Genomic DNA, 15,674 nt, shown 5'->3' on the forward strand with positions numbered 1-15,674 from the left:
AGAATAAGGATGAGGACATTAGAACTTTTGGCTCCGGCAAAGAATCTTGAGATAGGTAAAGCTGCCATTGACCATGGTGCTGATGCTGTGTATATTGGCGCACCACGGTTTGGGGCCCGTGCAGCCGTTGGCAATTCCGTCAACGATATTCGGGAGTTGTGCCGTTATGCCCATCTGTTTGGGGCCAAAGTCCATGTGACGGTCAATACGATAGTCTATGATGATGAGCTTGAAGACACACTCATCATGATCAGCGACTTGGCCGATGCCGGTGTCGATGCCTTGCTTTTGCAAGACATGGGTGTGGCAGAACGCTGTCTGCAAATGCAGGTTAGCGGCGAACTGCCCCGGCTTCCCGTGTTGCATGCTTCCACGCAATGTGACACCCGTTCGGCTGAAAAGGTCAGGTGGTTGCAGTCGGTGGGCTTCAGTCGGGCTGTCCTTGCCCGCGAATTGTCAGTAGAGGAAATAGCCGCTATCCACCGGGCTGTCCCTCATGTAGAGTTGGAGGTCTTTGTGCATGGTGCACTTTGTGTGAGTTACTCCGGAGTGTGCTATGCCTCGCAACATTGTTTCAAACGCAGTGCCAACAGGGGGGAATGTGCCCAGTTTTGCAGATTGAGATTCGATTTACTCGACAGCAATGGGAGGGAGATAGAGCATCAGCGTCACCTCTTGTCGTTGAAAGATATGTGCAGGATAGACCATCTGGAGGCTTTGGCGGATGCCGGAGCCTGCTCTTTTAAGATTGAAGGCCGGCTGAAAGACATCGACTATGTGAAAAACGTGGTCTCGGCCTACTCTCGCCGGCTCGACGAATTGGTGGCCCGCCGCCCTGAGGAGTATTGCAGAGCGTCTCGTGGCAGGGTGGAATATCACTTCGAACCCAATCTGAAAAAGACTTTCAATCGGGGCTTTACATCCTATTTCCTTCATGGCCGCCAACCAGACATTGCCAGTTTTGACACTCCCAAAGCGATGGGCGAGTATGTGGGCAAAGTAAAGGAGATGCGCGGCAACTCTTTCAATGTGGCCGGAACAGCCGTTTTCTCCAATGGTGACGGTCTTTGCTTTATCAATGCCAACCGCGAGTTGGAGGGCTTTCGGGTGAATAAGGCCGAAGGCAACCGGCTGTATCCTTTAAAGATGCCGCACTCCTTGCGTCAGGGAATGAGCCTTTATCGCAACAACGATGTAGCTTTTGAGAAGCTCATGGCCGGTAACACGGCTGAGCGTAAAATACCTCTCAAACTGTTTTTTTCCATGACGGAGGATGGTTTCTCGCTCTCTTCAGAGAGAGTTGAGGCTAAAATCGCCTTTGCCCACCAACCGGCCCACCGCGTGCAGACCGACAACATCCTGCGGCAGTTGGGCAAGTTGGGCGGCACTCAATATGTGTGCGATGAAGTTGTGATAGAGCCGGGGGCCGACAGTTATTTTATTCCAAGCAGCCTTTTGGCCGATTTGCGCCGAAAGTTGGTAGAGGAACTTAATTCCAGACAGTCCTTGGCACCGGCTCCCGTGACAGAAATGCCGGTCACAAGCGTTTCACCGGTTGTGGAAGATGCTTCAGCTTCCATCGTGTGGCAACCGGAATACAAACGTTTTCCCTATCTCTATAATATCTCCAACCAAGCAGCAGTCAAGTTCTACGAGGGGCAGGGCATGGCGAATGTCGCTCCGGCTTTCGAACAAAAAGAGACGGGACATCCGCTCGTTATGCAGTGTCGCCATTGCATCCGCTATTCGTTAGGCTTTTGTGTGAAGCGTGGGGGAGAGCGTCCCCGATGGCGTGAGCCCTTGTTTCTGGCTTTGCCCGACGGACGTCGCTTCCAGTTGGAATTTGATTGCCATGAATGTCAAATGAATGTCTATGCGGTATAGAAGATTTTATCTGTTGGTGAGAACGTTTATATTCCTTGTGCTGGTGGCTTTGACTTTGACTGGTTGCTACCACCGCCGGATGCCCATGACCCACGATGCTCTTGTGCAGTTGAGTGAAAAGCAGAAAGACTCCATATCCTTTTCTTCCAAACACCACTATACAAACAATTATAATTTTGTGGTCAAGAGCGATTCGATAGCCCTCCTCAGGCAGCAGCCGGAGGAGTTGGTGAGCGGTATGCCGACTGACTCTTTCATGGTGAAGCACCATGCACATCTCGTCGTGGCGGATATTAGGATGGTGCCCCAAGACTCGATAGACTCCGTTTGGGTGCAGTTGGGCACCGAAGATGCCCGGTTCGGTTGGACACAAGAGTCCAAACTTCTGCCCCGTGTAGTGCCCGACGACCCCATTTCCCAGTTTATTTCCACTTTTTCGGACATTCATTTGCTCATCTTTCTTGTTGTCATTGTCGTGATAGGGTTTGCCTATCTTCTGCGCAAAATTATGCGCAAGAATGCTCATCTTGTCCATTTCAATGACATTGACTCCTTCTATCCCACGCTGTTGACACTCATCGTGGCTTTCTCGGCTACACTCTATGCCGGCATCCAGCTGTTCGCTCCCGAGGTGTGGCGGCATTTCTATTACCATCCCACGCTCAATCCCTTCTCCGTACCCTCAATCCTTTCCGTCTTCCTTATTTCTGTGTGGGCCATGCTTATTGTCGGACTGGCGGCCGTCGACGATGTGCGTCACCAACTTCCGTTTGCCGATGCCATGCTCTACCTGTGCGGTTTGGCAGGCGTATGTGCAATAGACTATATCGTGTTTAGCATCAGCACTTTATATTACATTGGTTATGTGCTGTTGGCAGCCTATTCCTATTTCGCATTGATGCGCTATTTCAAGTGCAATCACGTGGAGTACCTCTGTGGACAATGTGGCGCCAAGCTCCGCCGGAAAGGGCGTTGCCCGCATTGTGGAGCCGACAATGAATGATGTTGGAATATGGCCCTCCATAGAGATTTTTTTGTCGAATAGATGTTGATTTTATGTGTAAAATCCTCATTTGTGTGGATAAAATTCCTTACAAATGAGGATTTTCCGTTTTGTGAAATATTCGTAACTTTGCACCCGAAAGTTATAATACAGATTATTTTATGTTAAGATCCAGTTTGGTGGCAGCGAGCCTTCTCATGGCTGCCATTCCCTCTGTTGCAGAAGAGTTGGGCGATACCTCCAAAGTGCATGACTTGGACGAGGTGACCGTTGTGTCACAGCCCAAAGAAGTTTTTCGCTTACGCCTGCAACCAGTCAGTTCGACTATGCTTTCCCGGCAGACCATCAATTTGCTTGGTCTGCACGATTTGCGTGAGATTTCCTCTTTTGTCCCTTCTTTCGTCATGCCCGACTACGGTTCCCGACTCACTTCGTCCGTCTATGTGCGCGGCATTGGGTCGCGTGTCAATGCTCCCGCCGTGGGTATCTACGTTGATGGGATGCCCGTTTTGAGCAAGTCCGCCTTCAATTTTCACTGCTACGAATTGGAGCGTGTGGATGTGCTTCGCGGCCCACAAGGCACTCTTTATGGACAAAACTCTGAGGGCGGAATCGTCAGAGTTTACAATCGCAACCCGATGCACTATCAAGGCACCGACCTCACCCTGTCGCTCGGGAGCCGGATGTATCGCAATGCCGAGTTTGCCCATTACAGCAAGTTGAGCGACCGGTTGGCTTTCTCGCTTGCCGGCTTTTATGGCGGTCAGAGCGGTTTTTTTCGCAATCGGACAACCGGCGATCGGGCTGACAGCCGGAATGAGGCCGGCGGGAGATTACGCCTGATATTCCAACCTACCTCACGCCTGACCCTTGACTACATAGCCGATTATCAATATACCCGTCAGAATGGTTTTCCCTACGGGCTTCTCGATTTGGCTACAGGCGAGACGGCATCGCCTGCCACCACCTGTCAACCGGGTTATCGCCGTAACATGTTCAGCACAGCACTGAATGTCGGTTTCAAGGCCAATCACTTTGATTTTCATTCCGTGACCAGCTATCAGTATCTGTATGATTACATGTTGATGGATCAAGACTACCTGCCCGAAGACTATCTGCGACTTGACCAACACCAGTTGCAAAATGCCATGAGTCAGGAGTTTACGTTCAAGAGCAATGCTCCTGTGGGCGGCTTTTGGCATTGGACCGCAGGAACATTCTTCTCGGCACAATGGCTGAAAACCAACAGCCCGGTGCATTTCGGTTCGGCCATGAATACCTTCCTTTCCAAGACGGTTACCGATTATGCCTACAATGGCATACTCAACGCCATGGTCCGGCGGTTGACTGCCAAAGGAGTGCCCCCCACAGCCGCCTTGGAACAGGCTAAGGCTATTATTGCGCGTGCAGGCGGTTGCAATATTGACATGCAGATGCAGGGGGTTCCCGGTCTGTTCCGCACGCCTACCTATGATTTGGGCTTTTTCCATGAGTCCAATTTCACGGTCACCGACCGTCTGACGGCTACGCTCGGACTGCGCTATGACTACAGTCATGTAGGCATCGACTACAATACGAGTGGTGCGTTGACCTTGGCTGAAAACGTGATGGGGCAACACCTTGATGCACACATCACTACAGCCTTGCGCCACAAGACACACGACGATTTCAACCAGCTGTTGCCCAAACTGGGCCTTTCATGGGGGGTGGATAAACGTGGCAGCAACCTGTATGCCACCATGAGCAAGGGCTACCGGAGTGGTGGCTACAACATTCAGATGTTTTCAGACATCTTGCAGACCGAATTGTCGGCTGCGGCCCGCACGGCTCGTGGCAATGCAGACTTGCAACACACCGAGACCGACTATGAGAAGATTGCCAAGACGATAGCCTACAGGCCCGAGACGAGCTGGAACTATGAAACGGGTGCCCACTTGAATCTGTTTGGTAATACCGTCCAGTTGGATGTGAGTGCCTTCTTGATGCAAGTCCGTAACCAGCAGCTCTCGGTCATGGCAGGCAATTATGGTTTTGGCCGCATGATGGTGAATGCCGGACGGAGCCGGAGCTGCGGTGTGGAGCTTGCGTTGCGTGGCAATTCGCTGCGCGGACATCTTGACTGGGGAGCGAGCTATGGTCTGACCCATGCCGTGTTTAAGGAATATACCGACAGCATCAGCGGGCAGGTGATGGACTACCGGAACAAGAAGGTGCCCTACGTGCCCATGCACACAGTAGCAGCCTATGCCGATTATCGTTTTGTCATAGCTTCCACAGGACTGCGAAGCATCACGATAGGGGGCAACATGAATGCGCAGGGCAAAACCTATTGGGATGAGGCCAACACCTACGCACAGAAGTTTTATGCTGTGGTTGGGGCCCATGCCGATGCTGACTTCGGTTTTATGAAACTTAGACTTTGGGGGCGTAATCTCACCAAGACCGACTACAACACCTTTGCCGTGCAGAGCGGGGCCACAGGTAAGCGACTGACATTTGCGCAACCGGGAAACCCCTTCCAATGCGGTGTCGATTTGAAATTCCACTTTTAAAGGATAACCACAGTTAGAAACGTTTGACAGCGACACTGTCTTCCGTGGCTCTATGCCATTGAGGCGGTGTCGCTTCTTTTTGTGAGAGGTCTGGTCGTTGGGATATTTGGCCTGTCGGTATTTTTGTGACGGGTGTCAATATTTTTCTCTGTCGATTTGGTTCTATCCGTTTTATGTATTATCTTTGCAATAGCAAGGGAAGCACGAAAGTGTCTCCCTTTTTTAGATTCTCAAGTCTTGTGGCTTGCAATCAGGCCCGAACAGCTTCCTAAAAGAGCCTCTTTTGCGTTGTCATCCGGCCCAAACGGACTTCTGGGTGTGCCCGTTTTGCAAGGTCGGTCGGCCCGAGTGAAAGAATTCGTGGGCCGGATGGGGTGGACGAGGCGGATATAATCGGTGAAATGGATGGACAGAGAGAAATGGTGTGTAAGCCTTTTTCTCAATCTCGGTAAGTTTTGTGCTATATATGTCCTGATGCCCCTTGTTCAGCCCCCAAGCCCTTAACTTAGGGGGCTTAGACTTTTTCTCAATCTTGGTAAGTTTGGTACTATATGTCCGTGGCGAGGCCGAAAAAGGGAGGATGTAGCAAAGGATGAAGAATGGAAGGGGAGAGACTGGCATGGCATGGACTTTATAGGACTTCATGGGATATGTTTTGGCGGTTACGTTTTTTTTCATTACCTTTGGCAGCGCAATAAAAACGATATGAAAAGAAGATTATTCCCTTTATTTCTGTTGCTTTGCGCATTGGCATCGCAGGCCCAAGTGAAGCGTGAATTTCGTGGTGCATGGATACAATGTGTCAACGGACAGTTTTTGGGTATGACCACCGGACAGATGCAGCAGACACTCTCTTATCAGCTTGACGAGTTGCAGAAAGACGGTGTCAATGCCATTATCTTTCAGGTGCGCCCGGAGTGTGATGCGCTTTATGAAAGTAAGTTGGAGCCGTGGAGCCGCTTTCTCACGGGTGTGCAAGGTCGCCCGCCCATGCCTTATTGGGATCCGCTGGCATGGATGACGGAGCAGTGCCACCGGCGGGGCATGGAACTCCACGCGTGGATCAACCCCTATAGGGCCAAAACCAAGACGACCACTGCGCTGGCTTCCAATCATGTGGCAAGCCTGTATCCCAACAGGGTGTTTGCCTACGACGGACAGTATATTCTCAATCCCGGGCTGAAGGAGAACAAAGACTATATATGTAAGGTGGTAGACGACATTGTGGCGCGATATGACATCGACGGGCTGCACATCGACGACTACTTCTATCCCTATCCGGCACCGGGACAACAGATTCCCGATGCCGGGTTGTTTGATACCGATCGTAGAGGTTTTCACAACATTGGCGATTGGCGCCGCGACAATGTGAACGTTTTCATTAAAGCTTTGAGCGAGACGATTCATCGGCGCAAACCGTGGGTGAAATTCGGCGTGTCGCCATTCGGCATCTATCGTAACAGGAAAAATGACCCCAACGGGTCGGCCACCGGCGGATTGCAGAACTATGACGATTTATATGCAGATGTCCTTCTGTGGGTGAACAATGGGTGGGTGGACTATTGCGTCCCACAACTCTACTGGCAGATAGGCCATGCGACTGCCGACTACAAGGAACTCATCGGATGGTGGAACAGGCAGGCGGCAAAACGCCCTTTATATATAGGTGAAGATGTGGAGCGGACTGCCAAGTATGCCGATCCGGAAAATCCTTCGAGCCACCAGCTGCCTGCCAAGCATCGGTTGCATGGGCAGATGCAGAACGTGCAAGGCACGGTGTTGTGGTATGCAAAGGCCGTTGTTGACAATGTGGGGAACATCGGGCAAGCGTTGCGCAACAACTATTGGCGCTATCCCGCCCTGCAACCTTCTATGCCGTTTCTCGACGACAAGGCCCCAAAGAAGCCCCGGAAGGTGAAACCTGTGTGGACCGGCGACGGCTATGTGCTGTTTTGGCAGAAGCCGAAGGCCAAGCATTGGGGAGACGAGGCTAACCGTTTTGTCGTCTACCGCTTCGGAGCCGGCGAAAAAGTCAACCTCGACGACCCGTCAAAGATTGCAACCGTTACGGACAAGACGCATTACCGGTTGCCGTATGTCGATGGGGGGACGAAATACACCTATGTGGTCACTGCCTTAGACAGGGTGGGGAATGAGAGTAAAGGCAAAAAGAAAGGGATTAAGCTTTGAGCTTAATCCCTTTATGTGTGGTTGGAGTTTATTCTTTAAGCAGGTTGTCAAGGAAACTGTCCAAATCGGCATCCAGATTCTTCATCAAGTCTCCACCGATGATGACAGTGTCATCGTCCGCGAGATACAGTTCTCCGACAGGTTCCTTGTCGTCGTCTTCAAGAACCAGACTGAATGGTTTCATGATGCCCAAATTGTCGATGAGGGCGGCATTAGCCTTCATTTCGGAGCGTAGGATGTGGATGGCCTCATCGTAAAACCGTTCGTCCTTGTTGTCTATCCACTGCTCGATTACGCAACGGGTGATCTCTTCCTCTTCGTCGTTGAAGGCAAGCATTTCACCGCTGTCGGGAGAAACGCGGATATGAATGTCTGTCAGAACGGACGTGTCGTCCGACTTCGGAAATTTCTGCGCGATCTTTTTGATGAACCGTTCTATCTGTTGCGTGGTCTGTTCTGTCACTTTCATGTTGATGTCTTTGTAAAGAATAATAAGACAAAGATACGCTAAAAAGCAGTAATCTCCAAATTATTGCCCACCTTTTTATGTAGGCAGAGTGATTTCTCCGGCAAGAGACTGGTTCATTTTTTCGCGAATGATTCTCGGGTCGTGGTATCTGGCTTGCAGATACATGAGTTTGGTGACAGCTGCCTCCACCGTGCTGTCCCTTCCACTCACCACCCCGGCATCTTTCAGATGATAGCCGGCATCATATCGCTCCATAGCCACCGTGCCGCTCACGCATTGGCTGATGTTGACAATCACGACATCGCGCCGTGCCGCATCATTGAGTAACCGCGCTATCCAAGGCTTTTGTGGGGCGTTGCCGTTGCCGAAACTTCGCAGCACAATGGCGTGCAACTCGGGGGCTTCGAGTACATGGCGCACGATATTTTCCTCGATACCGGGGAAGAGTGACAGGACAATGACATTATTGTCCATCTCTTGATGGGGAACCATCGGGCGGTCGAAATCGGGACGGAGAATGTTGTGTGGGTGATAGTTGAAGGTCACGCCGGCATCGCATAAGTGGGGATAGTTGTACGACTCGAAGGCGTTGAATCCGTCGGCATTGATTTTGGTGGAGCGGTTGCCGCGCAGCAGGCGGCCGCTGAAATAGATGCACACTTCAGGCACCAGCGGTAGCCCGTCGGCATTGTGGGCGGCCGCGAGTTCGATGCTTGTCACGACATTCTCTTTTCCATCCGTGCGCAACTGGCCCATAGGCAGCTGCGAACCGGTGAGCACCACCGGTTTGGTCAGGTTTTCGAGCATGAACGACAAGGCCGATGCCGTGTAGGCCATTGTGTCGGTGCCGTGGAGAATGACAAAGCCATCGTGCGAGTGGTAGTGTTTGGTAATGATTTCGACCAGTTGGGCCCAGCACGTCGGGCTCATGTCGCTGGAGTCGATCGGCGGGTCGAACTGGTAGACATCGATGTCTGTCTTGACAAGTCTTAACTCGGGCATGGCATTGACAAGATGGTTGAAATCAAGAGGCTCTAAAGCACCCGTCTGTGGGTTGCATCCCATGCCTATCGTGCCGCCGGTGTATATGAGTAATATCCTGTTGGTTCTCATTCGTAATCGTTTTCGTAAAATCATTTGCAAATATAATTTAAAATGGATTATATTCCAAATTATTTATGTAGTTTTGCAGAAAAGAAGATCTACAAAACTTAAAAACGAAAAACGATGAAAAAGTTCATGGATGAAAATTTCTTGCTTGAGACGGAAACCGCGCAAGAACTTTTCCACAATCATGCGGCCAAGATGCCTATTATCGACTATCATTGCCATTTGATTCCCGAAATGGTGGCCAATGACCATAAGTTTAAAAGTATCACTGAATTGTGGCTGGGAGGCGACCACTACAAGTGGCGTGCCATGCGCACAAACGGCGTGAATGAGAAATATTGCACGGGTAACGATACCGACGACTGGCAGAAGTTTGAAAAGTGGGCGGAAACGGTTCCCTACACATTCCGCAATCCGCTCTACCATTGGACACATTTGGAGCTCAAGACTGCGTTTGGTATCGAGAAACAGCTGAGTCCTAAGACTGCTCGTGAAATCTATGATGAGTGTAACGAGAAGTTGCAACAGCCTGAGTTCAGTGCGCGGGGCTTGATGCGTCACTATCATGTTGAGTGTGTATGTACCACCGACGACCCTATTGACGACCTTCGCTATCACAAGCAGACACGTGAGAGTGGTTTTGAAATCAAGATGATTCCGGCATGGCGGCCCGACAAGGCCATGAATATCGAGAAGCCCGACTATGCCGACTATGTTCGGAAGTTGGCTGAGGTCAGTGGCTTGGAAATCAACAGTTTCGCCGCTATGGTTGATGCTTTGCAGAAGCGTCACGACTTCTTTGCGGAAAATGGATGCAAACTTTCCGACCACGGCATAGAAGAGTTCTATGACGAACCTTATACAGACTCGCAGATAGAGACCATCTTTGAGAAGGCCCTCCGTGGACAGCAGTTGTCCGCTCTCGAGATTCGCCAGTATAAGCATGCCTTCCTTCGCGTGTGCGCAGAGATGGATCATGCTGCCGACTGGACTCAACAATATCACTATGGGGCCATCCGAGACAATAATACATTGATGTACAACAAACTCGGTGCAGACACGGGATTCGATTCCATCGGTGAGTTTAATACAGCCAGGTCAATGAGCCACTTCCTCAACGAACTGAATATGGAAGGCCGGCTCACGCGTACCATACTCTATTGTCTGAACCCGTGCGCCAATGAAGTGATTGCAACCATGCTCGGCAATTTCCAGGACGGTTCTTGCCCGGGTAAAATTCAGTTTGGTTCCGGTTGGTGGTTCAATGACCAACTCGATGGTATGACCAAGCAGATGAATGCACTTTCCGTTCTTGGTTTGCTGAGTCGTTTTGTAGGTATGTTGACCGATAGCCGTTCGTTCTTGAGCTATCCCCGCCATGAGTATTTCCGTCGTCTGCTCTGCAATTTGTTGGGCAACGATGTAGAGAAGGGGCTGTTACCCAATGACTCGGAAGCCCTTGCTCGTATGGTGGAAGACATTTCCTATAATAATGCCCGTAACTATTTCAAGTTTTATTAAAAAAAGCTGACGGCATGGAAGATTGAAGGCAGCTTCTCTCATTCTGTGCCTGTTTAGAAATATAGGAGTTTGCATCTTTGTAAAATGGATGCAGACTCCTTTTTTTGTAAATTGTAGAGGAAAGATTTGTGATTCTCAAAAAATAAACGTATTTTTGCACAGTTTTAACGATATTGTCGATCGAAATGAAAAAAGTTCTTAGTGCGTTTGTAGTGGCTTTGACTATGATTGTAGTCATGGGCAGTTGTTCCGGTTCCAAGCAGGTAGCCTATTTTCAGAATGCTGATTCCATCAGTTATGCGGCTTCACGTATGCTGTATGATGCCAAGGTTATGCCCAAGGATCAACTCACCATTACGGTGATTACTACCGATCCGAAAGCTTCGGCACCTTTCAATCTGTCTGTCTCCAACACTATTGGCACGAGCGGTCAGCTCAGTACCGGAGGCAGTGGTTCGTTGCAAGGCTATCTTGTTGATAATGAAGGTAATATCAATTTCCCCATTGTAGGTAAGTTGCATGTGGAAGGACTCACCAAGAATCAGTGCGAAGATTTGATCCGTCGGAAGATTGCTCCTTATCTGGCTGCAACGGAAAATCCGATTGTGACCGTGCGCATGGCCAGCTATCGGGTGACGGTTATCGGTGAAGTAGGCCGCCCCGGTGTGGTGCAGGTTCCTACTGAGAAGATGAGTGTCATCGAAGCCCTTGCGCAGAGTGGTGACCTTACTATTTATGGTAAACGCGATAACGTGATGCTGATCCGTGAAGATGCAACCGGACAGAAGGAAGTTCACAGGCTCAATCTGAATGATGCCAATCTGATTAATTCTCCTTATTATTATCTCCAACAAAACGATGTGATTTATGTGGAGCCCAACAACGTAAAGGCCAAGAACTCAGGAATCGGTAGCTCTACAACGATTTGGTTTTCTTTTATCGGCATTGTGACATCGGTAGCTTCTCTGTTGGTAAACATCTTGAGAGACTGATTATAGGCAGCTTGGTACAAGAAAGCCGAAATTCAATTTGGCAAGGATGTATAGGTAAATTGATTTGACTTTATGTGTGGAATTGTTGGATATATAGGTAAGCGCGAGGCATATCCCATTTTGATTAAGGGGCTTAAACGGCTCGAATACAGAGGTTATGACTCGGCAGGCGTTGCGTTGATAAATGATAATGGCGGGCTTTGTGTGTATAAGACAAAAGGCAAAGTCGCCGATTTGGAAGCTTTTTGTGCCGATAAGGATTCCTCCGGTGTCGTGGGGATAGCCCACACCCGTTGGGCTACACACGGTGAACCTTCTTCGACCAACGCCCACCCGCATTTCTCCCAATCGAGGCGTTTGGCCATTATTCATAATGGCATCATAGAGAACTATGCCGATATCAAAAAGAAGTTGGTGTCGAAAGGTGTCAAGTTCTGCTCTGATACAGATACGGAGGTGTTGGTACAACTTGTCGAATATGTACAAATCACGAAAAAGGTAGATTTGCTTACAGCTGTGCAGTTGTCGCTTCGGCAAGTGATCGGTGCCTACGCTATAGCGCTTCTTGACAAAGAAGATCCGGGACAGATTATTGCGGCGCGAAAGCAGAGCCCGCTTGTTGTGGGAATCGGAGACAACGAGTTCTTCTTGGGTTCTGATGCCAGTCCTATTGTGGAATATACGGACAAGGTGGTGTATCTTGAGGATGGCAATATTGCAGTGATGCGTCTCGGAGAAGAACTAAAGGTTGTCAACATTGAGAATGTAGAGCTTAATCCCGAAGTGAAGACGGTGGACCTTGATCTTGGACAAATAGAAAAAGGCGGCTATCCACATTTCATGTTGAAGGAGATCTTCGAACAGCCTGAGTGTCTCAAAAACTGTATGCGTGGGCGTGTGGTAAGCCGAACGGTGGAGACACGTGTGATTACCTCCGATGATGATGCTCAACCGACTACAACCGAAACGGAAATGGGTGTGGTGCTTAGTGCTATTACTGACCATAAGCAGCAGTTGCTCAACGCCAAACGTTTTATCATTGTTGCTTGCGGCACTTCATGGCATGCCGGTCTTATCGGCAAGCAGATGATAGAGACCTATTGTCGTATTCCTGTAGAAGTGGAATACGCCAGTGAGTTCCGCTATCGCAACCCTGTTGTCACGAAAGACGATGTGGTTATTGCTATCTCCCAAAGTGGAGAGACGGCAGACACATTGGCAGCCATCAAGTTGGCTAAGGAGAAAGGAGCGTTTATCTATGGAATTTGTAACGCCATCGGTTCAAGCATAGCGCGGGCCACCGATACCGGCACTTATATTCATGTGGGACCGGAGATAGGTGTCGCAAGTACCAAGGCATTCACGGGGCAGGTTACTGTACTTACCTTGTTGGCTTTAGCCATTGGAAAAGAGCGTGGCACTATCAGCACTGAGGACTATCAACATATTACGGAGCAACTGTGGAGTATTCCGGAGAAAATGCAGGAAGTGCTTAAGACTAATGAGCGTATTGCCGACCTGAGCCGTACATTCACCTATGCGCGTAATTTCCTTTATCTTGGTCGTGGCTTTAGTTATCCCGTAGCTCTTGAGGGAGCTTTAAAGTTGAAGGAAATCAGCTATATCCATGCCGAAGGTTATCCGGCTGCAGAAATGAAGCATGGGCCGATCGCATTGATTGACTCCGATATGCCCGTGGTGGTGGTGGCTACCCATAACGCCATGTACGAGAAACTGCTTTCTAATATTCAGGAGGTTAAAGCAAGGAAAGGGAAAGTCATAGCTTTGGTGACGCAAGGTGACGAGACAATCAGTAAGATAGCTGATGAAGTGATTGAGTTGCCGGAGGTGCTGGAATGCCTAGAACCGCTCATAGTCACCATTCCGTTGCAGTTGTTGGCCTACCATGTGGCTGTATGTAAAGGCAAGAATGTTGACCAGCCTCGCAACTTGGCAAAGTCAGTTACCGTTGAATAAAATATAAAAGGGAGTCGCTTTTCTGCGATTCCCTTTTTTGCAATGTCAGGATATAAACACAAAGTAAGAAGGACAAGAGAAATGGAACCGTTGAAGCATGAATGTGGTGTGGCTATGATTCGCCTGTTAAAGCCGCTTGAATTCTATCAGCAAAAGTATGGCACATGGATGTATGGCCTTAACAAACTTTATCTGATGATGGAAAAGCAGCATAACCGCGGACAGGAAGGTGCGGGGCTTTCTTGTGTGAAACTGGAGACAGAGCCGGGCAGCGAGTATATGTTCCGTGTGCGGGCAGAGGGCAGTAATGCCATCACGGAGATATTCGGAACGGTCAATGACAACTTTAAGGAACTTCCTGTGGAGCGGCTTTCCGACATGGAGTTTGTCAAGCATTGTCTGCCTTTTGCAGGAAATCTATATATGGGACATTTGAGATACTCTACCACTGGTAAGAGTGGCATAAAGTATGTGCATCCTTTCCTTCGTCGCAACAACTGGAAAGCCAAGAATCTTTGTCTATGCGGAAATTTCAACATGACCAATATCGACGAGATATTTGAGAAACTCACCCTGCAAGGCCAATGTCCGCGCATTTACAGCGATTCCTACATCATGCTCGAACTCATGGGACATCGTTTGGATCGTGAGGTGGAGCGCAACTTCGTCGCGGCCAAAGCCATGGAAATGGAAAATACCGATATAACCCATTATATCGAAGACCATGTTAAAATGAGCAATGTGCTCAAGACCACAATGGATGGTTTTGATGGAGGATATGTGGTGTGTGGGCAGACCGGTTCTGGCGAGATGTTTGCCATGCGTGACCCTTGGGGCATTCGTCCGGCCTTTTATTATAAGGATGACGAGATTGTTGCGTTGGCCAGTGAACGCCCTGTCTTGCAGACAACTTTTGATCTTGACGCTTCCGATATTGTCGAGCTCCAACCGGGGACAGCCTTGTTGGTGAAACGAAATGGCGAGAGTTCCATTGAGCGTATTGTTGAACAGCGTGGAGATTCAGCCTGTTCTTTCGAGCGCATCTATTTCAGCCGGGGCAGTGACACCGATATTTATAAAGAGCGTAAGCGACTGGGCGAACAACTTACCAGCCCCATCTTGAAAGCAGTTGATTACGACACGGACCACACGGTGTTTTCTTATATTCCGAATACAGCAGAAGTCGCCTACTATGGTATGCTGAACGGATTTAAGCGTTATCTTAATGAGCAGAAAGTCAAATGCATAGAGGCATTGGGGCATGCGCCGACTCACGATGAGCTTGTTACCATTTTGAACAACTATGTGAGGTCGGAAAAGATAGCATGGAAGGACATCAAACTGCGCACGTTTATCACAGAAGGAAATTCCAGAAACGATTTGGCCAGCCACGTGTACGACATTACTTATGGCAGTGTGCAAGCCGGCAAAGACAATCTTGTCATCATTGACGACAGTATCGTGCGGGGCACAACTTTAAAAGAGAGTATCTTGCGTATCCTAGACCGCTTGCATCCTAAGAAAATAGTCATTGTGTCAAGTGCGCCCCAAATCCGTTATCCCGACTATTATGGCATTGATATGGCCCGGTTGGAAGAGTTTTGTGTGTTCCGTGCCACCATTGAGTTACTGAAAGAGCGCAAGATGGAAAAGACCATCGAAAGTGTCTATGAAGCATGCAAGAACGAGTTGACCAAGCCCAAGGCTGACATGACCAACCAAGTGAGAGCGATTTACGAACCTTTCCGGGTGGAGGAGATCAACGAGAAAATTGTGGAGATGCTTCGTCCCGAAGGTTTTACGACTCCCGTCGAATTGGTTTATCAAAGCATCGAAGGTCTTCATAAGGCCATCCCTCATCATCATGGTGACTGGTATTTCACGGGGAAGTATCCTACTCCCGGTGGGAATAAGCTCTGCAATCAAGCTTTCGTCAACTATTACGAGAACAAGTATGCTGTTTCCAAATAAAACAA

Annotated in this window: 10 protein-coding genes; 8 read left to right on the forward strand and 2 right to left on the reverse strand. The window is 49.3% G+C overall.

The annotated features are described in order from the left end of the window. Positions 1-9: 9 nt before the first annotated feature. The 4 genes from HMPREF6485_RS08010 (at position 10) to HMPREF6485_RS08030 (ending at position 7,629) form a co-directional block, all read left to right on the forward strand. A complete protein-coding gene (locus HMPREF6485_RS08010; RefSeq protein WP_044125959.1) occupies positions 10-1,884 on the forward strand; it encodes a peptidase U32 family protein in 1,875 nt (624 codons plus the stop codon). Beyond that, on the forward strand, positions 1,874-2,887 hold the full coding sequence (locus HMPREF6485_RS08015) for a zinc ribbon domain-containing protein (protein WP_004345872.1): 1,014 nt from the start codon (positions 1,874-1,876) through the stop codon (positions 2,885-2,887). Before HMPREF6485_RS08010 ends, HMPREF6485_RS08015 begins: the two co-directional genes overlap by 11 nt. 161 nt (positions 2,888-3,048) lie before the next feature. After that, entirely contained in the window at positions 3,049-5,439 is a 2,391-nt protein-coding gene (locus HMPREF6485_RS08020) for a TonB-dependent receptor (protein ID WP_004345873.1), read from the forward strand. Positions 5,440-6,144: 705 nt separating this feature from the next. After that, positions 6,145-7,629, forward strand: coding sequence for a glycoside hydrolase family 10 protein (locus HMPREF6485_RS08030; RefSeq protein ID WP_044125963.1), 1,485 nt, complete (start codon positions 6,145-6,147; stop codon positions 7,627-7,629). A gap of 28 nt (positions 7,630-7,657) precedes the next feature. On the opposite strand, the gene HMPREF6485_RS08035 is transcribed toward HMPREF6485_RS08030, so the two are convergent. Beyond that, the gene (locus HMPREF6485_RS08035; RefSeq protein ID WP_004340689.1) at positions 7,658-8,098 is read right to left on the reverse strand and encodes a hypothetical protein; all 441 of its coding nucleotides are present in this window, start codon (positions 8,096-8,098) and stop codon (positions 7,658-7,660) included. Positions 8,099-8,173: 75 nt separating this feature from the next. Next, entirely contained in the window at positions 8,174-9,211 is a 1,038-nt protein-coding gene (locus HMPREF6485_RS08040) for a type I asparaginase (protein WP_004345877.1), read from the reverse strand. A 114-nt stretch (positions 9,212-9,325) separates the two neighbouring features. On the opposite strand from HMPREF6485_RS08040, the gene uxaC reads away from it, so the two are divergent. The 4 genes from uxaC to HMPREF6485_RS08060 all read left to right on the forward strand — a co-directional run bounded on the left by uxaC (position 9,326) and on the right by HMPREF6485_RS08060 (position 15,669). After that, positions 9,326-10,729 (forward strand): glucuronate isomerase, encoded by a 1,404-nt coding sequence (gene uxaC, locus HMPREF6485_RS08045; protein WP_004345880.1) that lies wholly within the window; start codon positions 9,326-9,328, stop codon positions 10,727-10,729. A 185-nt stretch (positions 10,730-10,914) separates the two neighbouring features. Further along, entirely contained in the window at positions 10,915-11,721 is an 807-nt protein-coding gene (locus tag HMPREF6485_RS08050; RefSeq protein ID WP_004345881.1) for a polysaccharide biosynthesis/export family protein, read from the forward strand. 72 nt (positions 11,722-11,793) lie between these two features. Beyond that, on the forward strand, positions 11,794-13,698 hold the full coding sequence (gene glmS / locus HMPREF6485_RS08055; RefSeq protein WP_004340694.1) for a glutamine--fructose-6-phosphate transaminase (isomerizing): 1,905 nt from the start codon (positions 11,794-11,796) through the stop codon (positions 13,696-13,698). Between the two features lie 81 nt (positions 13,699-13,779). Further along, on the forward strand, positions 13,780-15,669 hold the full coding sequence (locus HMPREF6485_RS08060) for an amidophosphoribosyltransferase (protein WP_004345882.1): 1,890 nt from the start codon (positions 13,780-13,782) through the stop codon (positions 15,667-15,669). Positions 15,670-15,674: the final 5 nt, after the last annotated feature.

The sequence above is a fragment of the Segatella buccae ATCC 33574 genome (genome assembly GCF_000184945.1).
Lineage (GTDB): Bacteria > Bacteroidota > Bacteroidia > Bacteroidales > Bacteroidaceae > Prevotella > Prevotella buccae.